General features: G+C 66.8%; 24 protein-coding genes. 13 read left to right on the forward strand and 11 right to left on the reverse strand.

Going from position 1 to position 25,981, the window contains the following annotated elements; translation table 11 throughout:
• Position 1: 1 nt before the first annotated feature.
• From AC5RUK_RS09470 to AC5RUK_RS09480, 3 genes are all read left to right on the forward strand, one after another.
• A complete protein-coding gene (locus AC5RUK_RS09470) occupies positions 2–214 on the forward strand; it encodes a hypothetical protein (RefSeq protein WP_494106740.1) in 213 nt (70 codons plus the stop codon).
• Positions 215–280: 66 nt separating this feature from the next.
• A complete protein-coding gene (locus AC5RUK_RS09475) occupies positions 281–715 on the forward strand; it encodes a hypothetical protein (protein WP_494106741.1) in 435 nt (144 codons plus the stop codon).
• Between the two features lie 72 nt (positions 716–787).
• Positions 788–1,006: a hypothetical protein gene (locus tag AC5RUK_RS09480; RefSeq protein WP_493988741.1), complete on the forward strand. Its 219-nt coding sequence runs from the start codon at positions 788–790 to the stop codon at positions 1,004–1,006.
• Positions 1,007–1,071: 65 nt separating this feature from the next.
• On the opposite strand, the gene AC5RUK_RS09485 is transcribed toward AC5RUK_RS09480, so the two are convergent.
• Both AC5RUK_RS09485 and AC5RUK_RS09490 read right to left on the reverse strand, forming a co-directional pair.
• The gene (locus tag AC5RUK_RS09485) at positions 1,072–2,445 is read right to left on the reverse strand and encodes a Y-family DNA polymerase (protein WP_494151994.1); all 1,374 of its coding nucleotides are present in this window, start codon (positions 2,443–2,445) and stop codon (positions 1,072–1,074) included.
• The gene (locus AC5RUK_RS09490; protein WP_494107290.1) at positions 2,438–2,812 is read right to left on the reverse strand and encodes a LexA family protein; all 375 of its coding nucleotides are present in this window, start codon (positions 2,810–2,812) and stop codon (positions 2,438–2,440) included. Before AC5RUK_RS09490 ends, AC5RUK_RS09485 begins: the two co-directional genes overlap by 8 nt.
• Before the next feature lie 313 nt (positions 2,813–3,125).
• Between AC5RUK_RS09490 and AC5RUK_RS09495 the strand changes: the two genes are divergently transcribed.
• Positions 3,126–5,720 carry an ATP-dependent Clp protease ATP-binding subunit gene (locus AC5RUK_RS09495; RefSeq protein ID WP_494151995.1) on the forward strand — a complete coding sequence of 865 codons (2,595 nt, stop codon included), beginning with the start codon at positions 3,126–3,128 and terminating at the stop codon, positions 5,718–5,720.
• A 93-nt stretch (positions 5,721–5,813) separates the two neighbouring features.
• On the opposite strand, the gene AC5RUK_RS09500 is transcribed toward AC5RUK_RS09495, so the two are convergent.
• Positions 5,814–6,605 (reverse strand): ZIP family metal transporter, encoded by a 792-nt coding sequence (locus tag AC5RUK_RS09500; protein ID WP_494106744.1) that lies wholly within the window; start codon positions 6,603–6,605, stop codon positions 5,814–5,816.
• A 118-nt stretch (positions 6,606–6,723) separates the two neighbouring features.
• Complete coding sequence (locus AC5RUK_RS09505; protein WP_494106745.1) at positions 6,724–7,443, reverse strand: TetR/AcrR family transcriptional regulator C-terminal domain-containing protein; 720 nt, start codon at positions 7,441–7,443, stop codon at positions 6,724–6,726.
• A gap of 103 nt (positions 7,444–7,546) precedes the next feature.
• Between AC5RUK_RS09505 and AC5RUK_RS09510 the strand changes: the two genes are divergently transcribed.
• Together AC5RUK_RS09510 and AC5RUK_RS09515 are read left to right on the forward strand one after the other, a co-directional pair.
• Positions 7,547–8,596 carry an NAD(P)-dependent alcohol dehydrogenase gene (locus tag AC5RUK_RS09510; protein ID WP_494151996.1) on the forward strand — a complete coding sequence of 350 codons (1,050 nt, stop codon included), beginning with the start codon at positions 7,547–7,549 and terminating at the stop codon, positions 8,594–8,596.
• Between the two features lie 174 nt (positions 8,597–8,770).
• A complete protein-coding gene (locus AC5RUK_RS09515; RefSeq protein WP_494151997.1) occupies positions 8,771–9,454 on the forward strand; it encodes a pullulanase X25 domain-containing protein in 684 nt (227 codons plus the stop codon).
• A gap of 115 nt (positions 9,455–9,569) precedes the next feature.
• Here AC5RUK_RS09515 and AC5RUK_RS09520 read toward each other — a convergent pair whose 3' ends face one another.
• On the reverse strand, positions 9,570–10,094 hold the full coding sequence (locus AC5RUK_RS09520; protein WP_494106748.1) for a CarD family transcriptional regulator: 525 nt from the start codon (positions 10,092–10,094) through the stop codon (positions 9,570–9,572).
• A 431-nt stretch (positions 10,095–10,525) separates the two neighbouring features.
• Between AC5RUK_RS09520 and AC5RUK_RS09525 the strand changes: the two genes are divergently transcribed.
• Positions 10,526–11,749 carry a glycine cleavage T C-terminal barrel domain-containing protein gene (locus AC5RUK_RS09525; RefSeq protein WP_494151998.1) on the forward strand — a complete coding sequence of 408 codons (1,224 nt, stop codon included), beginning with the start codon at positions 10,526–10,528 and terminating at the stop codon, positions 11,747–11,749.
• A 64-nt stretch (positions 11,750–11,813) separates the two neighbouring features.
• On the opposite strand, the gene AC5RUK_RS09530 is transcribed toward AC5RUK_RS09525, so the two are convergent.
• The 4 genes from AC5RUK_RS09530 to AC5RUK_RS09545 all read right to left on the reverse strand — a co-directional run bounded on the left by AC5RUK_RS09530 (position 11,814) and on the right by AC5RUK_RS09545 (position 16,173).
• Positions 11,814–12,446 carry a cyclase family protein gene (locus AC5RUK_RS09530; protein ID WP_494151999.1) on the reverse strand — a complete coding sequence of 211 codons (633 nt, stop codon included), beginning with the start codon at positions 12,444–12,446 and terminating at the stop codon, positions 11,814–11,816.
• Positions 12,447–12,462: 16 nt separating this feature from the next.
• The gene (locus tag AC5RUK_RS09535) at positions 12,463–13,872 is read right to left on the reverse strand and encodes a purine-cytosine permease family protein (protein WP_494152000.1); all 1,410 of its coding nucleotides are present in this window, start codon (positions 13,870–13,872) and stop codon (positions 12,463–12,465) included.
• 24 nt (positions 13,873–13,896) lie between these two features.
• On the reverse strand, positions 13,897–14,331 hold the full coding sequence (locus tag AC5RUK_RS09540; protein WP_494152001.1) for a nuclear transport factor 2 family protein: 435 nt from the start codon (positions 14,329–14,331) through the stop codon (positions 13,897–13,899).
• Positions 14,332–14,442: 111 nt separating this feature from the next.
• A complete protein-coding gene (locus tag AC5RUK_RS09545) occupies positions 14,443–16,173 on the reverse strand; it encodes a sensor histidine kinase (RefSeq protein ID WP_494152002.1) in 1,731 nt (576 codons plus the stop codon).
• Between the two features lie 87 nt (positions 16,174–16,260).
• On the opposite strand from AC5RUK_RS09545, the gene AC5RUK_RS09550 reads away from it, so the two are divergent.
• Genes AC5RUK_RS09550 through AC5RUK_RS09565 form a run of 4 tightly spaced genes read left to right on the forward strand, consistent with a single transcriptional unit; the run spans position 16,261 to position 20,083 of the window.
• Entirely contained in the window at positions 16,261–17,379 is a 1,119-nt protein-coding gene (locus tag AC5RUK_RS09550) for a PP2C family protein-serine/threonine phosphatase (RefSeq protein WP_494152003.1), read from the forward strand.
• Positions 17,379–19,334 (forward strand): glycosyltransferase family 2 protein, encoded by a 1,956-nt coding sequence (locus tag AC5RUK_RS09555; RefSeq protein ID WP_494152004.1) that lies wholly within the window; start codon positions 17,379–17,381, stop codon positions 19,332–19,334. The genes AC5RUK_RS09550 and AC5RUK_RS09555 overlap by 1 nt, the downstream gene beginning before the upstream one ends.
• Positions 19,318–19,650, forward strand: a complete 333-nt coding sequence (locus tag AC5RUK_RS09560) for an STAS domain-containing protein (RefSeq protein ID WP_494106755.1) — start codon at positions 19,318–19,320, stop codon at positions 19,648–19,650. Before AC5RUK_RS09555 ends, AC5RUK_RS09560 begins: the two co-directional genes overlap by 17 nt.
• Positions 19,643–20,083 (forward strand): ATP-binding protein, encoded by a 441-nt coding sequence (locus AC5RUK_RS09565; protein ID WP_494152005.1) that lies wholly within the window; start codon positions 19,643–19,645, stop codon positions 20,081–20,083. The genes AC5RUK_RS09560 and AC5RUK_RS09565 overlap by 8 nt, the downstream gene beginning before the upstream one ends.
• 13 nt (positions 20,084–20,096) lie before the next feature.
• Here AC5RUK_RS09565 and AC5RUK_RS09570 read toward each other — a convergent pair whose 3' ends face one another.
• Both AC5RUK_RS09570 and AC5RUK_RS09575 read right to left on the reverse strand, forming a co-directional pair.
• Positions 20,097–21,350 (reverse strand): M20 family metallo-hydrolase, encoded by a 1,254-nt coding sequence (locus AC5RUK_RS09570; protein WP_494152006.1) that lies wholly within the window; start codon positions 21,348–21,350, stop codon positions 20,097–20,099.
• The gene (locus tag AC5RUK_RS09575) at positions 21,347–23,041 is read right to left on the reverse strand and encodes an amidohydrolase (protein WP_494152007.1); all 1,695 of its coding nucleotides are present in this window, start codon (positions 23,039–23,041) and stop codon (positions 21,347–21,349) included. The genes AC5RUK_RS09570 and AC5RUK_RS09575 overlap by 4 nt, the downstream gene beginning before the upstream one ends.
• Before the next feature lie 162 nt (positions 23,042–23,203).
• On the opposite strand from AC5RUK_RS09575, the gene AC5RUK_RS09580 reads away from it, so the two are divergent.
• On the forward strand, positions 23,204–24,400 hold the full coding sequence (locus AC5RUK_RS09580) for a helix-turn-helix domain-containing protein (RefSeq protein ID WP_494152008.1): 1,197 nt from the start codon (positions 23,204–23,206) through the stop codon (positions 24,398–24,400).
• A 186-nt stretch (positions 24,401–24,586) separates the two neighbouring features.
• Positions 24,587–25,915, forward strand: a complete 1,329-nt coding sequence (locus tag AC5RUK_RS09585; protein WP_493988721.1) for an MFS transporter — start codon at positions 24,587–24,589, stop codon at positions 25,913–25,915.
• Positions 25,916–25,981 lie beyond the last annotated feature (66 nt).

The raw sequence follows: 25,981 nt of genomic DNA on the forward strand, positions 1-25,981 counted from the left end.
GATGAATCCGAACGAGAATCCGCGCCCGGAACACCCGGACGACCTGGATGACGAAAATCTGAGCCAGCCCGCCGGCGCAGGCGGCACCAACGACGACGACGACAAGGAAGCCGACGAGGCCCACATCCCGGTCCACGGCGATGAGAAGCTCGCCGACGACTTGGTCAAGAAAGCGTACGGAGAGGACCCACCCAACGCGCCTTTCCCCGGCTGACTTGGCAACGCCCACCAACGGTCTACCTAGCACCGCCCACCAACCGTCTACTGACAGGAGCACGCTGTGAAAGGGAAACTCACATTCGGCACCGGCATAGCCCTCGGATTCGTCCTCGGCTCGAAATCCGGAAGGTCCGCCTACGATTCGCTGAAGGCCAAGGCCCAGGAGTTCTGGCAGAATCCGGCGGTCCAGGAAAAAGTCCACGAAGCCACCGGCATGGTCAAGGAGAAGGCCCCGGGAGTCGCTGACCGTGTCACCGAAGCGGCCAAGAAGGCCGGGTCTGTGGCGTCCGCCAAGCTGCCCGGCAACCACGGAGCAGGGAAGGACGGCGGCGGCACCACTGCCACCACTGGCCCGACGACCACCCTCGGCGACACCGTCTCGGATCCGGCGCACAGCGACGAACTCGGGCAGAGCTGGACGGGCGAGGGAGGCGCCATGCCGGGCGGACCCGCCACCAGTAACAGGGACGACGACCTGCGCCCGCCTGGAGTGTGACCTGCCCGGGATATCGGCAAGCGAGTTTCTCCCCGGGCTTGGCTTGCAGCAACGGCAGAAGGAAGGACTGGCATGACCGAGAACGACAACGGCCAGGTCAAGGGTCCGCGGGACCAGTCGGGCACCGGGGCAGATCCGTCGGCGCCTGACATTCAAGAGGAGGCGGCTGATTCGGCCCCCGAGCCCGAGGGCAAGGAGGGCATGAACATCGCGCCCGGACCGGCTGAAGAGAAGGACCGGGAAACCCCGGACGACCGCGGGCTCACGACCGACACCAGCCCGAGCGACTGATCCGCCGCGGGCATGGCAGCGGCCGCAGAGATCCCGGCCGCTGCCATGCCCGTTTCGTTCGTGGATCAATCCGCCTTGACCACCGGCAGGTCGCTCCACTCGGTGGTGTAGCGCGGCGAGGAGAACTCGCGTTTCATTGACCACGCCGCCGGGGCGGCCAGCCCGCCCTGACCGAGACCGATCGCGGCTTCGCCGAACTTGGAACGCACGGCGCCCAACAGGTCGCCGATGTGCCGCTGTTCCAAATCGCTGACGAAGGGGTCGAAGGTCTGCTGCCCGGCCGCGGGTTCCAGCCCCGACAACAGCACCGCGGCCCGGACATAGTGGGCGCCGGGTACCAGGCAACCGCGCATGGCAGCCACGGCAGCCTTGGTCAGCTGGATTGGGTCCTGGGTAGGCGTCGACAAGTTGACGCTGGCCGCGGGAAACGCTCCCTCGCCACCGGCGAACCTGCTGGTCCCCGCCGTCACCGTCAGCACCGAGGCACGCAGTCCCTCGGCTGCCATCCGGGCCGCCCCGCGCTGGGCGTAAACCGCCATCACCTGGTCCATCTCCTCGAGCGTGGTCACCGGCGTGGAGAAACTCCGCGAGAACATGATCTGCTGCTTGTCGGCCCGCTCCTCCGTGTGCGGGATGCAGGGCGTCCCGTTCAGTTCCAGCACGGTTCGCTGCAGCACCACGGAGAATTTCTTGCGGATCGCCTGCGGGTCCGCGGCCTTCAGGTCTGCGATCGACTCGATCCCGAGGGCGTTCAGCCGTTTCCCGGTCCGTCCGCCCACGCCCCATAGCCCGGTGACCGGCACGCGCGACTGGATCCATGCGATGTCGGAAGCGGGCATCGAGCCCAGCGAGCACACCCCGGCCATCTGCGGATTCCGCTTGGCAACGTGGTTGGCAAACTTCGCCAGCGTCTTGGTCTGGGCCACGCCAACGCTGACCGGCACGCCCACCTGCCGGATCACGGCGGCCCGGATCCGGCCGGCAGTTTCCAGCAACTGGGTTTCATCGCCGGGCAGGCCCAGGAAAGACTCGTCGATCGAATAGACCTCCTGCCAGGTCCCGAACCGGCCGAGCACTTCCATCACCCGGGCGCTCAGGTCTCCGTACAGCTCGTAGTTGCTGGAGCGCGCGACCAGCCCCCACGCCTTGGCCCGCGGCGCCACCTGGAACCACGGCGTCCCGGTTTTCAGCCCCAGCTGTTTGGCTTCCTCGGAGCGCGCCACCACGCAGCCGTCATTGTTGGAGAGCACGACGACGGGGCGCCCCTCGAGGGACGGATCGAAGACCCGCTCGCAGGAGACGTAGAAATTGTTGACATCCACCAGCGCGATTCGTTCGCCGGGCCGGGATTCGGGCGGTTGGCCGAAGGTTGTGTTGCCGGACCCTGACGGCTGGCCGGAGGCCGCGGCGCCGGACCCCGATACGGGGCCGCTAGACATGGTGCAGGCAACGGGTGGCGACGCCCCAGATGCTCAGGTCCGCGAGTTCGCCCACCTCGGTGGGGACACCGCCGTCGTCCGCCTGCAAGCGCACGCCGTCCGCGGTGAGATGCAGGCGCCGGACCACCAATTCCCCGTCCAGCACCGCGATCACCACCGAACCGTCGCGCGGGGTCAGCGAGCGGTCCACGATCAGCTCATCGCCGTCGCTGATCCCGGCGGCGGCCATCGAGTTCCCGGCCACCCGCATCACAAAGGTACTGGTGCGGTCGCGGATCAAGTGCCGGTTCAGGTCGATGCCGCCGTGGAAGTAGTCCCGCGCCGGTGACGGGAAACCGCGCGCATCCTCGGGCGTTCCGGTGCCCATTTCCGGGCCGGCCGACGCATCCGACGGCTGCTCCAAACCGAACATCCCGGACCCCCGTCTTCGAACAAAGCTTCGAAGACAACACTAGCACCGGCCCTCACCCGGGCCCATGCACCGGCAGTCCAGCAGTCCGGCCGCCCTATTGGATCCGACGATTCGGGCACAACAAATTCGCCCGAAATGAACGCCCCGCGCCACAACCCCAGGCAAGAGTGAGCCGACTTCACTCAAGTTTGCGGAACTTCTGGAATAATCTTCACCCGAAGGCGTTAACATGAGTCGAAGGCACTCACGTTCCACAGGAGGATCATTCATGCCACTGTTCTTCGGACCAGCTTCCGGCAACGGTTCATTCGACGAGTTCCTAGCCCGCTACCTGCAGGGCCAGCGGGCTGCCCAGTCGCGCACCGTTGACCTCACCCGCCTGCTCAGCCGCCGCACCCATGAAGTGCTGGCACAGGCGGCCCGGTTTGCCGCGGGCCTCGGCCACATCGAGGTGGACGCCCTGCACATTTTGCACGTCATGGCCCGTCAGGAGCCGGCCGCCAGCCAGATCAAGCTGACCGGCGCCGACCCGCAGGCCATCGCGCGCTCCGCCGAGCAGGGCCTGCCGGAAAAGACCGCCCCGACCCGCGAAACGCCGTCGCTGACGCCGTCCGCGCAGCGTGCCCTGCTGGACGCGCACCAGGTGGCCCGCGCGTTCGGTTCCACGTACATCGACCCCGAGCACCTGTTCGCGGCTTTCGTCCTGAACCAGGAGACCCCCGCCGGCCAGATCCTGGCCGGCTCGGGCGTGACCCCGATGGCGCTGCAGCAGGCGGCGGAGAAAGCTGCGGCGCAGGCCGGCGGCCCCAACACAACCGCCGGCCCGCAGCCGGGCGCGAACCCTCAGGCAGAAACGCCGATGCTGGACCAGTTCGGCACCGATCTGACCGCCCAGGCCCGGGAGGACCGGCTGGACCCGGTGATTGGCCGCGCCGACGAGATCGCCCAGACCATCGAAATCCTCGCGCGCCGGACCAAGAACAACCCGGTCTTGATCGGCGAGGCCGGCGTGGGCAAGACCGCCATCGCCGAAGGCCTCGCGCAGGCCATCGTGGCCGGCGACGTCCCGGAGCAACTGCGCGGCAAGCGTGTGGTCTCGCTGGATTTGCCGGGCATGCTGGCCGGCACCCGCTACCGCGGCGATTTCGAGGAACGCCTGACCAAAACCCTGGACGAGATCAGCGCCGCCGGCAGCGAGCTGATCGTGTTCATCGACGAACTGCACACCGTGGTCGGTGCCGGCGGCGGCGGCGAGGGCGGCATGGACGCCGGCAACATCCTCAAGCCCCGGCTGGCCCGCGGTGAACTGCACCTGGTCGGCGCCACCACGCTGGGCGAGTACCGCAAGGTGGAGAAGGACCCCGCCCTGGAGCGGCGCTTCCAGCCGGTCATGGTCGGCGAGCCCTCGATCGAAGACGCCGTGCAGATCCTGTCCGGGCTGAAGGACCGCTACGAGGAACACCACCAGGTGGCCTACACCGACGAAGCGATCCGCGCCGCCGTCGAGATGTCCTCCCGCTACATCACCGACCGGTTCCTGCCGGACAAGGCGATCGACCTGATCGACCAGGCCGGAGCGCGGCTAAGCCTGCGGCGCGGCCCGCGCGTTGACGTGGAGGCTTTGCGCGGCCGGCTGGCAGAGCTGGAATCGGCCAAGAACGGCGCCGTCGCCGAGGAACGCTACGAGAACGCTTCAAAGCTGCGCGACGAGATCGAAGAGCTGCAGGCCAGGCTGGCAGCCGCCTCCGCCAACCAGCCAACCTCCGGTGCCGACGAGGACCACGACGGCGGGGCCCGCCCCGGCGTCGCGCCCTCCGATGTGGTGGGCGAGGCCGAGATTGCCGAGATCATCTCCCGCGCCACCGGCATTCCGGCCGCCCGGCTGACGGAGGGCGACCGGCAGCGGCTGGCCCGGCTGGAGGAGGACCTGCACGCCCGGGTAATAGGCCAGGACGATGCGGTGACCGCTATCGCCAAGTCGGTGCGGCGCAACCGCACCGGCATGGGGGACGAGGGCAGGCCCGTCGGCAGCTTCCTGTTCCTGGGTCCCACCGGTGTGGGCAAGACCGAGCTGGCCAAGGCGCTGGCGGAGTCGCTGTTCGGCGACGAGGACGCCATGATCCGCTTCGATATGAGTGAATACGGCGAGCGCCACACCGTCTCGCGGCTGGTCGGCGCACCTCCGGGCTACGTGGGCTACGGCGAGGCCGGCCAGCTGACCGAGCGCGTCCGCCGGCACCCCTACTCGGTGGTGCTGCTGGACGAGGTGGAGAAGGCCCATCCGGACGTGTTCAACCTGCTGCTGCAGGTCCTCGACGACGGACGCCTCACCGACGGGCAGGGCCGCACCGTGGACTTCCGCAATACGGTGGTGATCATGACCTCCAACCTCGGGTCGGAGTTCCTGGCCAGCAAGGGCGGAGCGCTGGGCTTCACCGCCAACAACGGAGTGGACGGCTTCGGGAGCGAGCAGGATCTGCGCGCCCGGGTGATGGGCCGGCTGCGCGAAACCATGCGGCCGGAGTTCCTGAACCGGATCGACGAAATCGTGCTGTTCCGCAAGCTGGAGCAGGAGCAGCTGCGTTCCATCGTGCGGCTGCAGTTGCGCAAGACCGAAGCCCGGCTGGCGGCCCAAGGCATCGCGCTGGAGGTTGGCGAGGACGCCGTGAAGTGGATCGCCGATGCCGGCTACGAGCCCGAATACGGCGCCCGGCCGCTGCGCCGGGTGATCCAGCGAGAGCTGGATGACCGTATCGCGGACCTGCTGGTGGCCGAGGCCGTTGCCGAGGGCGGGCGGATCCGCGTCGCCGCCGGCGACGATGGGCTGCGGGTCGCAGCGGCCAGCATGGCCGCGGCGGCATAGCGGCGGCGACCGCACGACGGGGGCAACCGACCGCGACAGAGCGACGGCGGGGCACTCCAACGGATGGGGCGTCCCGCCACCGCTGCCTCCGGCTCACGCCAGCGACAGTGCGTAGGACAAAACGAACCCCGCGGCCGTGCTCATGGCGACCGCCGGGCCACCGTGTTCGTAGGCCTCGGGCATGAGGGTGTCGGCCAACGAGGCAATCACTGCCCCGGCCGCGAAGGCCAGCGGCAACGAGATGGATTCCGGGTCGCTGCCGGACAACGGGCCCGCACCAATGATGACGGCGATGACCAGCAGGGCTCCGCAGGCGCTCCAGAGCCCGATAATCGCGAGCGCCGACTTGCCCTGGCTGCGCATGGAAGCGGCTCCCACCAGCGCCTCGGGCAGGTTGGAGACGAAGATCGCAGCGAGCAGGGCCAACCCGCCGGTTCCCTCGCCCAAGGCCACACCCATCGCAAGGTTCTCCGGCACGCCGTCGAGCGTGACCGCGGCCAGCAGAGCCAGTCCGGCAGTGCCCCGGGTGGTCTCAGCCGTAGGAGCATGCTCCGCGGCAGCCGCATTGGTATCCAGCTTGGCACTGCCTTGGTACTCGTCCGCCGGCGTGGAACGGGACGACGGCTGCGCCCAGCGGTCCAGCAGCGCGCTCAGCGCCGTGAATACCGCAGCCCCAACACCCAGGCCGATCACCGCCCGCCAGATGCCGCCGCGCTCGTAGGAGTCTTCAAACAGTTCAAATGCCAGCGCCGTAATCAGCGCACCGGCCGCGAAAGACAGAAGGATCGCCAGCACACGCTTGGGCAGCTCGAACTTCACACCGATGAACGCGCCCAGCACCAAGGCGCTGGAAGCCACGACGCCGAATAGCACCGGCATTCCCATCCCGCCAGTATAGGAAAACGGCGGCAGCCGCGGAACATTGGCGGGGCACCGGCGGCTCCCCGGCCTCGGATCAGGGTTCCCCGGCATTAGCCGCTACGGCTTTCCCGCGACCCATGGTTCAGGGCGAGGGCGCTTCCGCCCTCTCCGTTGATTCTTCCCCGGGCCCGGGGCCGTGCAGGGACGCTGCCAGGCCGCCGATAATGAGGTCGAGGCCGAAATCGAACTCGTCGCTGAATTCGTATCCGGGCTGCAGCACATGCTCCACGGCCAGCTCCCGCAGGTGTGGATAGTCCTGGGCGGTGAACATCTCCACCATCGGCCCGGCGACTTCCGCCAAGCTGTCCGGGCCGTCGAAAGGCAAGGACGCTTCCTGAAGAGCCGTCCCGTAAACGTATGCATCCAACAGCGCATAGGCGTGGGCCGCCAGCGGCAGCGAGAATCCGGCGGCACGAAGGGCGCCCAGGGTTGCATCGTGGTGGCGCAGGTTTGCCGGTCCGGGCGTCGTGCGCGATTCCATCAAGGCGATGGCCCACGGATGGCGTCGCAGCACGTCGCGGGCCGAGGCTGCACGCCGCTTCAACTCCGCCTGCCATTCTTCCCCGGGCACCGGCAGTTCTATCTCTTCGAAGACGGCATCGACGATGCCGTCGAGGATCTCGTCCTTGTTGCGGACGTGGTGGTAGAGCGACATGGGTTTGGCGTCCAGCGCGTCGGCCAGTGAGCGAATGGTGAGGCGGGCCAGCCCGCCGCCGTCGGCGATCTCGATGGCGGCACGGAGCACGCGCTCCCTGCTGAGCGGAACGCGTTCTGCGGGGGCGCTGCCTGGTTTTTTGATCATTGTTCCCGCGACTATAGCATTCCCGTACTTTGTACGGTACCTTCGTACTTTGTACGGCAATACTTGGGCTCCACGTCATCCACATCCTCGAGAAGGAAGTCCCATGGAACCATCAGATTCCCCGTCGGCGGCCAACACGGAGCCGCTGCGTGACAGCGCCTCCCCCGCCCCGGCAAAACCCACCATGCGCGCAATTGTGCAGACCCGGTACGGAATTACCGATGCCTTGCACCCGGCCGATATCGCAGTACCGGAGGTCGGCGAAAGCCAAGTCCTCATCAAGGTCCGCGCCGCCGGCCTGGACCGCGGCACGTGGCACATGGCCACCGGCCTGCCGTATCCGGTCCGCGCTGTGTCCGGGTGGAAGTCCCCTAAGAATCCGATCCCCGGGCTTGACGTCGCGGGAACGGTAGCGGCCGTAGGCAGTGCCGTCACGAAATTCTCGATCGGGGACGAGGTCTTCGGTTTCGGCAAAGGCTCCTTCGCGGAATTTGCGGTGGCAGCGGAGTCGTTGCTGGCCCCCAAGCCCGCAGAACTCACTTTTGAGCAGGCCGCGGCCCTTCCCGTCTCCGGCGTGACAGCACTGCAGGCGCTGCGGGACATCGGCCGTGTCCAGGCTGGGCACCGGGTACTCATCACCGGAGCCTCCGGCGGCGTCGGCACCTACGCCGTGCAGATAGCCACGGCCCTGGGCGCGACGGTGACCGGCGTGTGCAGCGCCGCCAAGGCGGAGCTGGTGCGAAGCCTCGGCGCTGAGACCGTCATCGACTACGCCCGCGAAGACTTTGCGGCAGGAGGACACCGGTACGACGTGATCGTGGATATAGCCGGGAACCCGTCCCTGTCGCGCGTGCGCCGGGCCCTCGCCCCTGCCGGCACGGCGGTTATTGTCGGCGGCGAACACGGCGACCGCTGGACCGGCGGCCTGTTCAGGCCGCTGGGCGGAATGTTCCTGTCCCTGTTCAACCGGCAGCGTGTTGTCATGTTCATGGCGCGCCAGACCTCCTCCGATCTCGAACGGCTGAGTGAGCTGACCGTCTCGGGGCAGCTGAAACCAGTGCTCGACCACACCTATCCGCTGGAGCAGATGCCGGAAGCACTGCGCCGCCTGGAGGCCGGCGAGGTGCGGGGCAAGGTGGTCATCACGTTGTAGCCGGAGCATCAGGGCGCTAGCTGGCCAAGGATCCGGGGCCGGCCGGCCCCGGATCCCAGGGACCTGCGCGCTTAAGGGGAGCCGACACACAACGCCAAATAGTGGTGCTCCGCGTGGCCGGGTCGCAGACTGGGAGCGTCACCAGTTCAGGCAGACCGCGAAGGAGCCACGGCCATGCTCAAGACCCATCTGCGTCTCAAACCCGTCCTCGAGATTCTGGCGGCCGCAGCCGCGACCGGCACCCGGCCGGACGCCAGGGAAGTCATCAGCGAGGCGCTGCGGCGCGTGCCGCCGACCGCGCACGCGCAGGAGTTGCTCAGCGGCGGCGTGCCCCGCGGATTCAAAAACCTGACGACGGCGACCGCCCGGCTGGTGAAAGCCGGCTGGATGTCCAAGGGCCGCGGCGGGTGGGCCATCACCGAGGACGGGCTGCTGGCCGTCACCGCGTTTCCCGACGCGGCGGACCTGGCCACGGCCCTCGCCGCGGGGACCCCGCTGCCGGAACCGTCGCCGCCGGCAGCGGAGCCCACGCTTCCCGCCGGACAGCCTGCGGGAGTCGCCGTAGTTGGCGACTTTGGCGTGCTGCTCGGCGCCGAACGCGATTGGGAACCGGCCGACGGGGCGGTGCAAATGCTCTTCGATGCCTCCGACGGCCTGTGGAAGCTGGACGCCGAGCTGCCCGCCGGCCGGTATGCCTTCAAGTTCGCGCTGAACGGCTCGTGGGAGGAAAACTACGGGGCGTATGGCCTCCCGGACGGCTCCAACCACGAGTTCGAGCACGACGGCGGTGCGCTCACCATCGCGTACGACCACGCCACGCATGACCTGGCCGCGGCATCCCGGCTGGTCCGCGCCTGACGCCGTCGTAACCCGCGCCTGACCCGTCGCGAGTCGCGCCTGCCCCGCGGCCGTCGCACCGTCGTCGTGCGCCGTCGTCGTGTGCCGTCATGCGCACCGCCATGCGCGCCGTCGTTCAGGCGCTGGCGGCCAGCTCCTCCGCCGCCGGCACCGGGCAGGTCGCCACGGCATCGAGGATCTCTTCGGCTTCCTCCAGCCCGATGCCTTTGGACAGGGCAATCTCCGTGACGAGCGGCTTCTTGGCGTACTGCAGCATGTCCTTCTCGGCGTGGGACATCGTGCCGTTGGCGTGCAGCCGCCGGGTGAGGTCGCGGACCAATCCGGCGATCACAAAGATGTCCCCCGTGCGGAGCCGTTCCTGGTTGTCCTTGAAGCGCCGGGACCACTGCGGATCCTCTTTCTGGGAGGGGGCGCGCAGCACGTCGAACAGTGCTTCCAGCTGTCCCTCGTCGAAGACTGCCCGCAGGCCGACTTGCTCGGCTTTCTCGACCGGAACGCCGACCGTCAGGTTCGAGTTCTTGACCTCCAGCATGACGTAGCGGCATTCCGCGTCCTGCCGCAGGGGCCGGGTCCTGATGCCTTGGACAATGGCCGGACCGTGGTGTGGGTGAACAAGGGTTTGACCTTCAGCAAAATGCATTCAAGAGTCCTCTGATTCGCACGAGCGCCACACTCGACATCAGTGGACGGAGGGCCGCAGGGCCCTCGCGCCAGACGGTCGTCCCACCTCCGAACCTGCGGTGCAAAACCGGGGATTCGGTATCAGTGAGCACGCGGACCGGTTCGAGACCATGCGGATGGACCCGCCCCGAACCCGCGAGCTTGGCTGTCTCAATTATCTCACGCGTGCGGCCTATGTACCCGGGAATCCCGGCTGGTGGAGCCCCTCGCGGAGGCTTGGGCCGCCCCGCGGATGGGACACAGCGGCGGCGGGCAAGCGGTCGGGGCTACCCCTTGACTCCCCGGTGGCGCGACTGCCACGATGGCAGTCTCACATGGCGCAAAGTTGCGCACCATGCGCAACTTACTTCAGGTCCGGCTGGCGCCAGAACCTCGAAGGAGGAAGCCCACATGTCGGAGATTCTCGATTCTGGCTCCGCCCAGATCAACGGCACCGATTCATCCCGCGTCAACCCCAACCCGGCCATCACGCTTTACACCCGGCTGCGCAAGTCGCCCTACTTCTGGAAGTCGCGGGAGCACGGCGTCGCGGCGTACAGCGTTTACAACCACACGTACCACCCGCGCCACTACGGCGACCCGGTCAGCGAGTACTGGTCACTCCTGAATGACGTCACCTTGTGGGACGTCGGCGTGGAGCGGCAGCTGCAGATCAGCGGCCCGCAGGCCTTCGACTTCACCAACATGCTTACCCCGCGGGACCTGACCAAGTGCGAGGTGGGCCAGTGCAAGTACGCCTTCATCACCGCGCCCGACGGTGGCATCATCAACGACCCCATCCTGCTGCGCGTCGAGGAAAACAAGTTCTGGCTCTCGCTGGCGGACAGCGACGTGCACCTATGGGCCATGGGCCTGGCGCACGCCGGCGGCTGGGACGTCACCGTGGAAGAAGTGGATGTGGCGCCCGTCCAGATCCAGGGCCCCAAGGCCAAGGGGCTGATGTCCGACCTGTTCGGCCCGCAGATCCTGGACATGCCGTACTACTACATGCAGCACCACACCCTGAACGGCATGGACGTGGTGGTCAGCCGGACCGGCTACACCGGCGAGGTCGGCTACGAAATCTACCTCTACAACGCCACCGAAAACGCCGGCCGCCTTTGGGACACCATTTGGGAAGCAGGCCAGGCGCACGACCTGCGGGTCATCGGGCCCTGCCACATGCGCCGCATCGAGGCAGGCATGCTGGCCTACGGCTGCGACATCACCCTGAGGACCAACCCGCTGGAAGTTGGCTACGACTACAACTGGATGGTGGATCTGGACCAGGAAGCGGACTTCGTGGGCAAGGAAGCGCTCGGCCGCATCCGGGAGAAGGGCATTGACCGGCTGATGGTCGGCGTGGAGTTCGGCGGCGAACCGCTGGGCAGCTACAACGACGGCTCCATGATCGAGCCCTTCCCGGTCTCGATCGGCGACGGCTCCCCCGTGGGCGAGGTCACCAGCGCCTGCCACTCCCCGCGCCTGGAACGCAACATCGGCCTGGCCATGGTGCCGATCAACCTCAGCAGCGAAGGCACCACGCTGTCCATCCACACGCCCCAGGGAGTCCGCGAAGGCCAGGTCGTCCAAAAGCCCTTCGTCGACCCCGCCAAGTCCACGCCCAAGGACTGAAACCGTAAGGCCACAACGACGGCGGAGTCCACCTCCCAGAGGCGGGCTCCGCCGTCGTTCGAGGCTACGTCCAGGCGACGGCGCGGACCGGAGCTCCATCTGTTCCGGTCAGCTTGAGCGGGAAGAAGCCGACCCGGCAGCGGACGGGCAGCGTGGTGGCGTGCCGAATGTTTTCCACGATCAGGCCGTCGGATCCCAGCACCAGCTCATGCACCGGGAGGCTGAACGTCTCGGCAGGCTGCAGGGTGCGATCGGGATTCAGCGTGTCCACGGCCAGCACGCGCATGCCCCGGTGGCTGAGTTCATCGGCTGCCGCCCGGGACAGCACAGGGTGGTCCAAGTAGGCCTCGGTGCCGAAGTGGCGGTCCCACCCGGTAGCCACTACGACGATCGCGGGCACGTTTCCCTGCACCTGGCTGGCCAGCTGGTGCCAGCGGATTTCTTCCCCCGCGGCAAGGCGCGGAACCTGCAAAACCAGGGCTTCACCGACAAGTTCGTCGAGCGACACCTCGGAGGTGGTCCGGCCGCCTTCGATGCTGTGGCATGGAGCATCGAAGTGGGTGCCGGCATGGCTGCCCAGCTGCAGTTCGGAGACTTCCACTCCGTTCTCCCTGATGGTCAGCGCACGGGCGATCTTCACCTGCGGGTCCCCGGGAAAGACCTGCATCCCCGAGGAGACGGGATGCGTCAGGTCCACGCACCTCACGGCCCGCTCAGTCTCCCCCGGCGCTGGGCAATTCGGCGCCGGGCACCGCTCCCGGCTGTTCAGCCAGGTGGCCGGCCCGTTCGCCGGCGAAGCGTTCTCGGCTCCTGATGGACAGGGCCAGGTACAGCAGGAAACTGAGCAAGAAGGCAGGGATGGTGGCACCGACCGGGCTGGGCCACAGGTAGGTCAGCACGTAGGAGGCCGCGGCGCCGATGACCCACACCGCGATGGCCGCCCAGTTCACCCCGCCGGTGTACCAGTACCGTCCGCCTCCCTCGCTCAGGATGTCGCGGTTGTAGCTCCGGCGCTTGATGATGTAGTAGTCCACGATCATGATCGCGAACACCGGCACGAAGAACGCGCTGATCGTGACCAGGAAGTCGGTGAACTGGTTCAACAGGGCCAACCAGGTGGAACCGGCTATCGAGATGACGCCGACCACCAGGGCTGTAGGCAGGAACCGGAGCTTCCACCGGGACTGGGCGTTCACGATCGTGGTGACCATCCCGTAGACCACCATCGTGTTGGTGGCCATGACGGACATGAAGATCACAATGGCCAGCGGCGTGCCGAAGGCAGCCACAATGACGGTGGGATCGAACTCGGCGGCCGGCTCGCCTGAGAGAATCACGTAGCCAATGGCGGTGGCGCCCAGCGACATGGCCAGAACCGTGGAAACGGTGTAGCCGATGCCGGAGCCAAGGATGCCCGCGCGGCTGGATTTGGCCAGGCGGTTGAAGTCCGCGGACAGAACGGTCCAGGAAATGGCCGTCGCGATCACGATGTCCAGCACCACGAAGCTGGTGTAGCCGAGCGACGCGTCGACGCCGATGCCGCCGAACTCTGCCGGGCCGAACGTGGTGAAGGCGGTGGTGAAGACGTACACCATGATCGCGAGAATGACGACGGCGAGCCACGGTTCTACCTTCGCGATGCCTTCGTGCCCGAGGATGGCAAGGCAGACGACCAGGGTTTGGCACAGCACGGCGAACAGGATGGGGTTGGAGAAGCCGGTCAGCTGCGCCACCACGTAATTGACGGTGACTCCGGCAAGCATGGCCTGCACCCAGCTCCAGCCCATCAGGATGATCACATTGGCGGCCACCGGCAACAGGCTGCCGCGGGTGCCGAAGGCCCCGCGGGTGATGGCCATGGTGGGCAGGCCGGTCAGGGTACCGATGTTGCCGATCAGCGTCAGCACAACGGCGCCGGCCAAGGTGCCAATGACGATCAGCCAGATGGCGGAGCCGAAGTCGATGCCGGGGATGAACAGCGTGCCTGTCAGCAGGGTGGTGACCACGAAGTTGGCGGCCAGCCAGATCATTCCGATGCGGGGCGTCGACAATGTGCCGCGGATGGGACCGAAGCCGTCCGCATTCTGCTGCAGGTGGGTATCGAGGCGCTGGTAGAGGTTCATGATGGTCCTCGGGACGAAATGAATTTAAGGAGGCGGGGCTTGGACTTGCTCCGCGGGCGGCATCGGCGAGAGGTGCTCGTGCACCGCGATTAGACCGCCGTCGCCGTAGCGGAAGACGATCGTTTCACGCTCACGGTACGAGTCCTCGCCGCCCGGCAGGGCAACGGTCGTTGCCACATCGTGCACGAAGACCGCGCCGCCGGGGAAGGCCGTCACGTGCTGGTTCGTGGATCCGCAGGCGAGCACGCGCCACCCCTCGGCGAGCCACCCCGCCCACAACGCCTCATACCTGTCGCGACTGTCCAGACGCGCCGGTTCCGTGTGGAAAACGAAGCTGGCATCCGGGGCGAACGCCGCGAAGTAGCGATCGGTGTCTGTAGCTGCGAAAGCCCCGACAATGCCCGCCGCGGCCTCAAGGACCTGATCATTGGAGGGAGTATGCAGTGCGGCGGCGCCCATGGCGGCCTCCTTGTTGCAGCATGGCCAACTGCGACGGGGAGTTTCCCCGGTGAAACAAGTGTTGCCAAGAGTAAACTCCGCCGCAAGGGGCAGCGGACGCTCCCAAAGGGGTCACGGCTCTTGCCGTGCGCCAACGGTGGTGCTTTGGTTGCTGGCGTCAGCGGCTTCGAGTTCATTTTCCCGGGGCGGTCCGGCGACGGGCAGAGTAAGAGTGAACGCGCTGCCAACGCCGCGCTCGCTCTCGCACGTAATCGTCCCGCCATGGCGTTCCACGATGTCCTTGGACAGCGCAAGCCCCAGGCCCAGTCCAGGAATGGAACTGCGGCGGGCCGCGGCGCTGCGGAAAAAGCGTGTGAAGACGTTGTTGCCTTCCTCAACGTCCATGCCCATGCCCCGGTCCGCCACCCTGCACTGCACCACTCCGTCGACTCCGGTGCAGCTGACCGTGACGTCGCCGCCCTGCGGGGAATACTTGATGGCGTTCGAGATCAGATTGTCCAACACCTGCCGGATCCGCGCCGGATCGCAGACCACGTCCAGGTTCCGCGGCAAGTGCGCGGACAGCTGGACTCTGCCGGCCGCAGCCCGGGGTTCTGCCGCCGCCACCGCCTGACCGGCAATTTCCCCAAGGTCCGCCGGCACCGGCTGCAGCTCCGACACGCCTGCCGCTGTGCCCAGCAGATCGTTGACCAGTTTGAGCAGTTGGTCCGAATTTCTGGTGATGGTTTCCAGCCCTGAGACCATGTTTGGCGGCAAGTCCGGCTTCATGGCCAGCAATTCGGCATACCCCTGGATGGAGGTCAGCGGCGTCCTCAACTCGTGGGAAACGTTGGAAAGGAATTCGTTTTTCGCGTCCATCGCTGCCGCCAGTTCGGTAACGTCGCTGAAAGCCAGGACGGTTCCTTCTCGCCGGCCGCTGTCGTCAACCATTGCTTGGGCGGACGATGAGAGCACGCGCTGCCCGGGCGGCCGGCCCATCCACACGAGGTACTCGGAGAACGATTCGCCCCGCACTGCGCGGGAGATGGGCCGATCCTGGGCTGGGATGACCGTGGTGCCGCCGTCGGTGTAGAGCTCGAGCCGGGACTCCGGTGCGTCCTCGTCGCCATGCGGCAGCACCAGGCGTCGCAGCTCTTCCTGCCGGCGGTTGCGCAGGATCGTATTGCCGTCTTCATCGACCGCGAGGACCCCCACATCCACCGCTCCCACGACGGCGGAGAGGAGCCGTTCACGCCGGCCACTGGCTTCCAGCAGACTGCGCAGCTCGGCGTCCTTGGCCTCGACCACCCGCTGCTGTTCCATCATGCTCGCCGTCATCACCCGCACCGTGATTCCGATGGCCAGCATCATGAACGGGATGAGCAGCGGGTGAATTAACGCTTCGACAGTGACGGCAGGCTGCTTGAGGAACACCGGAATCCACACCATCGCCAGGGCGGCCAGCGCACCGCCGATCACGGACAGCCGCGGGAGTTGACCGGAGGCTGCCAGCCAAATCACGGGGAACGCGGCAAGCAGTCCCACCCCGGTCAGGAACGACCCGGCGCCCTCGCGCAGCAGGCCGATGGGAATGAAGTCCAGCAGCGGAATGATCAGGAAGGACGGGTAGGGCAGCTTCTCCCACGGAACGAAAAAACACGCCGCCAGCAACACGGCGTTGAGACCCATGCTGAGACCGAACAGCGGGTTCGCTAGGAGCGGGGAAGAAAAAAGCCAGGTGCCCACCCCTAGAAACAGCATGGTGATAGACAGCGGCAACTGGCTCATCACGACCCGCCCGCGCAGTGAGAGGGCGTGGAACTTCACCCGATGCAGGGTCAGCAGGTCGAGGACTTTATCCACGGCGGCGAAACTCCAATGTGGTGGTCGCGGACGGGTTTCTGCAGTGATGGATGTGACAAATGGGAGGATTGACGCCTTAATGAAAACATGCCTGCAGTCCCGAGCAACCGCCGTGCCGTCATAGTCGAGGACAATCCCGACATTCGCAGGCTGTTGACCCAGATTGTGGCCGACCAGGGCTTCACCGTCGCGGAGGCGGAAACCGGGCAGGAGGGGCTTGACCTCATCCGAGACGGCGGGGCGGACCTCATCACCTTGGACCTGAACCTGCCGGATCTCGACGGCATGGAAGTCTGCCGGCAAATCCGCGCGTTTTCGGACGCCTACATTCTGATGGTCACCGCCCGCGTGGACGAAATCGACCGGCTCAACGGATTGGAAACCGGCGCGGACGACTACATCAGCAAGCCGTTCAGCCCTCGTGAGCTGCAGGCGAGGATCGGAGCGCTCTTCCGCCGTCCGCGCAGCCAACCTGCCGACGCGGCCCCAAGCAGCGCCGACCAGGAACGCGCCGCCGAGGTCCAGCGCAGCCTGCTGCCCGGTGAGCCGCTCCGCCTCCCTGACTATGAAATGGATGGCCGCTGCCGGCCGACCCGGAATGTGGGCGGTGATTTCTTCGACTGGTGCGCCACGGAAAACGGCCTGCAGCTCACCGTTGCCGACGCGATGGGCAAGGGCATGGGCGCCGCCCTCATCGCGGCCACCGTCCGCGCGGTCTTGCGCTCCTCAAATCGGCATGCGGACCTCAACCGGGCGTTCGACGCGGCCAGTCAAGCGCTGGAGTGGGACTTGGGGCAGTCATCCTCGTTTGTGACAATCTTCCACGCGCGGCTGGACTCCGACAGCGGAACCGTGGAGTACGTGGACGCCGGCCACGGTCTCGGGCTGCACCTGTACGCCGACGGACTGCGCCGCCTGCCCTCGGGCGGTCCGCCAGTAGGTGCTGTACCTGGCAGCACGTGGACCGCGTGCAGCCTGGTGCTGGCCCCCGGGGATTCGCTCCTGGTTCTCAGCGACGGACTCCTGGACGCCTTCGATTCGGTGGATGCGGCTATGGACGCGGTGGCCGACGTCGCGGCGGTCCACGACTCCCCGCGGGACGTGTGCGAAGCCGTACTGGACTTGGCGGGCACAGCTGTGGCCGACGACGTCACTGCGGTGATGTTGCGCCGTTGCCCGCCAAGCATCGCCGAAGTTGGGTCATAGTGAAAGCTTTCGCCACGCGGGTGCTCGTCGTCCTGACTGTCATCTTGGGCACCAATTATCTGACGTGGCGTTGGCTGGACTCGCTGAACTGGTCTGCCTGGTGGATTGCCGTCCCCTTGGTTCTGGCCGAAACGTTCAGCTTGATCGACGTCACCCTCTTCGGCCTGACAGTTTGGCGGATCCGAGAGCGCAAAGCGCCGCCGCCACCGCCTGCGGACGCCACCGTCGACGTTTTCATCACCACCTACAACGAGCCGCTGGGCCTGGTCATGGCTACCGCGCTGGCGGCGCGGGACATCCGGTATCCCCACAGCACCTGGATTCTGGACGACGGCGCCAGGCCGGAACTCGGCGAACTCGCCGCCAGTCACGGGCTGGGCTACCTGACCCGCACCGGCGACTGGGCGGACAAGCCGAGGCACGCCAAAGCCGGCAACCTGAACAACGCGCTGATGATGACCCGCGGGGAATTCATCTTGATCCTCGACGCCGACCAGGTCCCTCAGCCCGACATCCTGGACAAGACGCTGGGGTATTTCAACCAGCGCCGGGTCGCCCTCGTCCAGACCCCGCAGTACTTCAGCAACGTTCCAGTCGACGATCCGCTGGGCAGCCAGGCCCCCCTGTTCTACGGGCCCATCCAGCAAGGCAAAGACGGCTGGAACGCAGCGTTCTTCTGCGGCTCGAACGCCCTGCTCAGGCGCGAAGCTTTGATGCAGCTGGGCCTGGCCGGTTACGTGTCCGAAGTGGACCGCGGGGTCCACCGTGCCTTGACAGGAGCCCGAAGAGCCATCCGCAAGGCCCGAAGGTCCCCGGAAGCGGCAGATCCGCTGGTGGCAATGCTGCTCGACGACGTGGAGGCGGCCACCGACACGGCCCGCTCCAAGCTCCGCGGCGGCGGATCGCTCAGTGAGATCACCTATGACCTCCGGAAGAAGGTCGACAACGCCGTGCGGTCCTTGGTCGCAGAGAACTTCGCGGCCGTGGAAGCGGACCTGGCAGAGATCGCCGCCCTGGAGCTCGGGGGCACGGTGGGTGCGCCCGAGCCGGACGAATTGGACGGCGCAGTCGAGCGGATGTCCCGGCGGGATTGGTCCCCGCTGGGGGCGCTGGGATCAGTGCAGGCCGTGCTGGACGCCGTCTCCATAGAACGCCCCGACGAAGCCCAGCCGGTGATGCCGCTGGCCACTATCTCCGTGACAGAGGACATGGCGACCTCGATGCGGCTGCATTCGATGGGCTGGCACAGCGTCTACCACCACGAGGTCCTCGCCCAGGGTCTGGCCCCGGAGGACCTCAAGACCATGCTCACCCAGCGGTTGCGCTGGGCCCAGGGCACCGTCCAGGTCATGCTGCGCGAGAACCCGCTGGCGCAGCGGGGACTGAAACTCGGCCAACGGCTGATGTACTTCTCCACGATGTGGAGCTACCTCAGCGGCTTTGCCGCCGTGGTCTACTTCGCCGCGCCGATCATCTACCTCACCTTGGGCATCCTCCCCGTCAACAGCCTGAGCACGGACTTCTTCATCCGGTTCATCCCGTTCATGGTGGTCAACCAACTGCTGTTCGCCGTCGTCGGTAAGGGCGTCAGCACCTGGCGCGGGCAGCAGTACAGCCTTGCCCTCTTCCCCACTTGGATCCGGGCGTGCACGACGGCGGCCCGCAATGTGTGGCTGGGACGCCCCCTCGGCTTTGCCGTCACTCCCAAGGCCCGTCAGTCCGAGGGGAGCAGCTGGAACCTGATCACACCCCAGCTGGTCATCATGGCGTTGCTGGTTGCTGCCCTCCTGACGGGAGCGGCAAGACTGGCCGCCGGGCTGAACGAACCCGTGGGCACGCTGGTGAACGTGGCCTGGGTTATCTTTGATTTGCTGATCCTGAGCGTGCTGGTCAAGGCCGTCAGGTACAAAGGGTTCAAGCCCGACGAAAGGAACGTGGATGCAGTTCACCGTTGAGACCACGCCCGCCTACGCCGAAGTCAACGGGAGCGGCCGGCTGAACATGGTCGCCGCACCCCGCCTCCGGGAAGTGGTTGCGGCCGTCGTGGCCGAAGGAAACCACCATGTGGTGGTGAATATGGCAGGCACGGAATTCATGGACTCGTCCGGTCTGGGAGCGCTGATCGGCTGCCTGAAGATTGCCCGCCAGGCCGGAGGGGACCTCCGCATCGCGAACGTGCAGCCGCAGGTCCAGATGGTGCTTGAGCTGACCAGCATGCACCGCGTGCTGACTCCGTACCAGAGCGTCGACGCGGCGTTTTCCGATGACTGAGGTCCTTGCCAGAACCGCACGCCAGGGGCTGGCCACGGCAGAAACCGTCGAGGCCCTGCACGAGGACTTCGAGACGCTCTGGCTAAAAGCCGGCTTCGTCCCCGAGCTGGACCGCATGGCCTTCTCGACTGCCGTCATCGAGGCCGCCACCAACGTGGTCCAGCACGCCGTCCCTGCTTCCGAAACTCCCCTCCAGCTCGGCGTCGAAATCACCGTCTGGTCCCGCCGGTTGGAAGCACGTATTTCCGAAATCGGTGCGGCACCTTCCAGCCCCGGCATCTCGAACCCGCATGGGCATGACGTTGACGCGGAGTCGGAGTCCGGCCGGGGGCTCAACCTGATCCATGCCCTGGTCAGCACTGTCACCTTCGAGCGCCACGGCGAGGACAACGTCTGGGTTCTCCGCCGCAATGCTTCGGAGGACAGCCCCTAATCGCGCCGGAGTGCTATTGCGCTGTGAGCTCCCCGCGAACCAGCCGCCGCGCGACTTCGGTCAGCAGCTCCACGCCGCGCAGGGCGTCGTCATCCCGGGTGAATTCGGCTTCGTTGTGCGAGATGCCCTCGACGCTGGGGACGAAGAGCATGACCGTCGGCACGACATCCTTCATGTTGGTCGAGTCGTGCCCGGCCACGGTCATGATGCCCGTATGGCTGAACCCGAGCCGCTCGGCGCTGGCGATGCCGAGCGTCACGCCCGCGGGCTGGTAGGACACCAGTCCCCACCGGTGGGTCAGCTCGAGGGCGACCGTCGTGCGGGAGGCCGCCTCCGCCTCGGCGATCCGCTTGTCCAGCAACTCCATGGCGCGGGCCAGGACGTCCTCGTCCGGCGACCGCAGGTCCAGGTTCATGACTGCCTGGCGCGCAATGGTCACCGGCGAGTTGGGCAACACGTACATCTCGGAGACCGAGGTGTGCAGTTGCCCGGGGGCGAACTCCGCGGCGAGATCGCGGGCGGCGGAGATGACCAGCGCGGCTCCGTAGAGGGCGTCCCGGCGGTCCTCCATCCGGGTGGAGCCGGTATGGGACTGCTCCCCGTCGACCGTAACGCGGTACTTGCTGGCCGCCCAGGTACGGTCCACGATTCCGACCTGTGTGCCGGTCTCCTCGAGGCTCCGGCCCTGTTCGATGTGGATTTCGGCGTACCGGGCCACATCGGCCAGCCCGGGGGCGCCGTCATCGGCAGCGCGGTGGCCGGCGGCCAGAGCCGCGGCGACCGTGGTCCCGGCCGGATCCGGGGTGGCGAGCGCCTGTTCCAGGGGCAGCTTCCCGGTGAAGACGGAGCTGCCCATCATGCTGGGCGCGAAGCGGCTGCCTTCCTCGTTGAACCAGTTGACCACGGCCACGTTGTAGACCGGCTCGACCCCGCCGGCGGCAGCTTCGCCCGCGACGCGGGCCGCGGCGTGGGCACCGGCCAGCACACCGTAGGCACCGTCGTAGCGCCCGGCCAGCGGCTGGGAGTCCAGATGCGATCCGAGCAATACATAGGGAGCACCGGGCACAAGTTCAAGGGTGCCGAACTGGTTTCCGGCGGCGTCTACCTTTTCCGTAAAGCCATGCCGTGACAGCCACTCGCCGAACCACCGGCGGGTGGCGTGATCCGCCGGCGTTCCGGCCTGCCGGTCCACGCCGCCGCCGTCGGTCGCGCCGAACCCGGACATGGCGGCGAAGTCGTCAAGAAATTCCTGGCCGGTCGTGCTCATCGGGTTTCCTCCCCGGTCGATGCCATGGCCGCATCCGCGGTTTCGTGGGCCGGGAAGTTCTCCGCGCCGAAGCGGATCTCGCCGCCCACCATGGTGGCCAGCACCTGCGTGGCGCCGATGCGCGATGGCTCGACGGCGGTGGGATCCTGGTTCAGGAAGACGAGGTCGGCCAGCATGCCCGGCACCAGCCGGCCTTTGGTGTCCCCGGTTCCCGTTGCCGCCGCGGAACCGGCGGTGTAGGCGGCCAGCGCCTCGGCCGCGCTGATCCGCTCGTCGGGACCGTACACCTCGCCGGACGGGGTCAGCCGCTGCACGAACGACTGCATCACGTCGAGCGGCCGGCCGTTGGACACCGGTCGGTCCGAGCTGCCCGGCAGCGTGGCGCCGCGCTGCAGCAGGCCGTTGGCCGGGTAGGACGTGGCCGTCCGTTCCGGGCCAAGCAGCCTGGCCATGCCGTCGCCGAACTCGGTGATGAAGTGCGGCTGCGGGACCAGGACAATCCCGGCCGCGGCAATGCGGTCCAGCTGCTCCGGCCTGATCACGCCCCCGTGCTCAATCCTATTGGGCACCGCCTTGCGGCCGTAGGTTTCCTGGGCTTCGGTAATGATGTCGATCGCGTGGTCGATGGCGTGATCGCCGATCGCGTGCATGGCGATGGACCAGCCGGCCCGGTACGCCTCGAGCGACGATGCTCGCAGCACTTCGGCGTCCATTTGCAGGTAGCCGTGGTTATGGGGACAGCCAACATACTCTTCGGTGACGTAGGCGGTGCTGCCCAGCAGCGAGCCGTCGCTGAAGATCTTCACCGGTCCCAACCGGAGCCAATCGTCCCCCAAACCGGTGCGGATGCCGGCGTCGAGCCCGCGCGAAACCGGGTCTGCCGCGTGCCCGGGAACCTGATGCAAGGCATCCAAAACCAGCATGGGTTGCATTCGGACGCTCAGCAGCCCCTTGTCCCGCGCGCTCTGGTAGGCGGCGAACTCCCGCGGCGAGTAGCCGATCCAGCCGCCGGCGATGCCTGCGTCGGTGACGCTGGTGATGCCCTCGGTCAGATAGTGCGTGGTCGCAAGGTCCAGCGCGCGTTCGATGGTCGCCAGCGGGTAAGGCAGCATGATCTCCTGCACCAGCCGCATGGCGTTCTCTTCCAGCAGCCCGGTGGGCCGGCCCTGGGCATCCGTGACAACGACGCCGCCATCAATCGGCGCCGCAAGGTCGGCACCGTGTTCGGTGATCACATTGAGTGCGACGCCGTTAACATTGCAGGCGTGGCCTGAGGAGTGCTTGATCCATACCGGGCGGCCGCCGGAGGCAGCATCGAGCCGGTCACGGTCAGGCTGGGCGCCGCCGTGCAGCAGCGGGCTGTACCCGGAGGCCACCACCCATTCGTCCTCCGCCAGCGTGGACGCGGCGTCAGCGATGACCGCGTAAGCCTCTTCGAGGCTCGCGACGGTCCCCAGGTTCGCTTCCATCAGGCCAAGCCCGAACCACACGCTGTGGGCGTGCACGTCATTGAAGCCAGGCACGATGACCGCTCCGGCGGCGTCGACGACCCTCCGGGCGCCGGGGATGGACTGCGGGTCGACGTCGAGTGCCAGCACCTTCCCGTCGTGGATCAGCAGGCTTTTAGCCACCGGTTGTCCGGGGTCCTGGGTGAGAATGCGGGCGTTGCGGATCAGGAGATCGACGAGCATGAGTCCTCTTCGTGCTTTCGCTGCGGCGTGCCCGGAGCGGTAAAAGGCGCACCGGAAGGTGCCGGGCGCCGTCTCCATTTCAACACTGGAACAATGTCACGCTCAATCGACAAAAGACGCCATATTCTCCGGAAGAATTAGGCGATTGCATAAGATAGGTAGATGAGCGAGCCGCGCGTAGAACCCTTCCCCGCCAGCGCCAGCCAGCCGCGGGACTTCGATCCCGACCCGTCTGCCGAGCCCGAGTGGACCGGCCTGATCCGGCGCTTGTGGCAGGAACGCGACCTACTGGTCAGTGACTTCCTGGAGCGCTTCGCCACCATCTCCTATGAGGGAGCACTGGTTCCGGATGAGGACGTGCGCCAGACGGCGGTCGACACGATGGAAATGTTCCTGTTTCAGATGGCCGGCCTGGAGCTGCCCCCCGATCTTCGGTCGCTACCGAGGGACGTGGCTGCCCGCCGGGCGCGCCAGGGGGTTCCTCTGGAGGCCTTTCTCAGCGCGGTGCGCAATGACTTCAGGGTTTTGTGGAAAGGGCTTGAACGCGTTGCGCGGGGGGACGGCACCGATGTCCTCGTTGCCAACATGGACCGCGTCCTTGACACGGTGGAGAGATACGTCAGCAGCATCCAGCAGGCATTTTCGGAAGAGGAAGCCCTGCTGGCCCGCGACAAGCAGTTGCACCGGCAGCGGCTCCTTTCGCGGCTCTTCAACACCGACACGCGAAACACCGGCGAAGTCTCCGACATCGCTGCCGGCTTGGAAGTAGAGAGCTCGGACGTGTTCGAACTGATTGCGGCCACCAAGGAGACCGTGGCGAAGTTGCAGCTGCAGCCCGCGGCCGACCGTCAGACCTTTTCCTACGAACGCGCCGGCGCCCTTTATTTCTTCCGCGTAACCCGTGCAGGACGAACCTGGCAAGACGATCCGCCCGAGTTTCCGGCAGGTTACATGCCCGGGGTGGAAGGCCTGGCCGCGATTCCGCAGGCGGCAGCCGCGGCCCTGGTGCTGGCGGCCAAGCACGGGGCCGATCCGGGGCTGGCCACCGTTGCGGGCACCTGGAGGTCCATAGCCCGGGACCTCCTGGAGAACGCGCTCCCCGGATTCTCCCTCCCCGTCACTACGGCACTGGACCACTGCACGCCGCATGAGCGCCAACGGTTGCTGCAGGTGGCGCAGAGCTACGGCCGCACGGGGTCGATCAAGGAAACGGCGGAGGAACTGTACTGCCACCGGAACACGGTGGTCAACCGGTTGCATTCGCTGCAGGAAGTCATCGGACTGGATATGACGGTTCCGGCACAGGCCGCGCTGGCACTCGTCGCGCTCGCGGACTACCAAAACGGCCACAAGTTGTGAAAAAGCACAAGTGAGCATTGTCAAGCCGGTGTGTATTGTCATTGTTCAGGGGAATGGCACTACCTTACAGTCGAGAGGTACTTCACAGCTCTACCTCGGGATGTCCTCCGTTCAGGGCCATAGGAATTACGGGCTGCCGCTGCCTCCTCCAACGGTGCCGGCCCCGCACAGCTTGAAAGGCAACACGTGACGACGCCGCAAACTCTCAACACCCCCGGTGCCCCGCCCAAAGTCTCCGGCAAAGACGCAGGCAAGATCGCCCGGGCCGCCTTCGTCGGGACGGCTCTCGAGTGGTACGACTACTACCTCTTCGGCACGGCCGCAGCTTTGGTGTTCAACCGCCTGTTCTTCACGGAACTGGATCCCACGGCCGCGTTGCTGGCTTCGTTTGCCACCTTCGGTGTCGGCTTCGCCGCCCGTCCGATCGGCGCAATGCTCTTCGGCTACATCGGCGACAAGTACGGCCGCCGGCCCGCCCTGCTGACCACCATCGTCATGATCGGCGTGGCCACCGGCCTGATCGGTTTGCTGCCCGACTTCGGCAGCATCGGCCTGGCGGCCCCGATCCTGCTCGCCGTCCTGCGGCTCGTCCAGGGACTGGCCGTGGGCGGCGAATGGGGTGGCGCGGTCACGATGGCCGTCGAGCACGCCCCGGCCGAGAAGCGAGGCCGTTATGCCGCCATGGTCCAGATCGGCTCGCCGGTGGCGACCCTGCTGGCCTCCACGGCGTTCACCCTCGTGCTGCTCTTCCCCTCCGACTTCTTTGACGCCTGGGGCTGGCGCATTCCCTTCCTGCTGGCCTTCCCGATGCTCCTGATCGCCCTGTGGATCCGGCTCAAGGTGGAAGAATCACCGATCTTCAAGGATCTCCTGGCCCAGGAAGAGACCTCCAAGGTTCCGGCGTTCGATGTCTTCCGCAATGCCGGCGGCCGCCTGGTGGTTGCCGTGCTCGCAGCCCTGCTGGGTGTGGGCGGCTTCTACATGATCACCACCTTCGTGGTCAGCTACGGCGTCAACACCTTGGGTGTGGACCGCAACGTGATGGTCAACGCCACCCTGATCGCCGCCGTCGCGCAGATCATCGTCACCATTCTGATGGGCCGGCTCGCGGAAAAGATCGGCCCCGGCAAGGTCACCATGTGGGGCGGCATCCTCACCGCCGCCCTGGCCTTCCCGTTGTTCGCCATGATCGACACGAAGTCCCCGCTGCTGATCACCCTGGCCATCACGCTGGGCATCATGCTGATCGCTGTAGCGTACGCGGTCAACGGCGCGCTGCTGACCGAACTGTTCCCGGCGAAACTGCGCTACTCCGGCGTGGCCCTGGGCTACAACATCGCCGGCGCCACCAGCGGCTTCATGCCGATGATCGCCACCGCCATGCTCGGCGTCTCCGGCAACCAGTCCTGGGGCGCGGCCATGATCCTTGCCATCATCGCGCTGCTCACGGCCGTTGGCGGATTCCTCGGCGAGCGGCTGCGCGTCCAGGACAAGCAGATCGTCGCCGACAGCTAAACCCCCACGCCCGCCCCCACCCGGGGCGGGCTCCGGCCTCCGGTGGCACCGCCGTCGGAAGCAAGA

This window comes from Arthrobacter sp. Y3223065 (assembly GCF_059090885.1).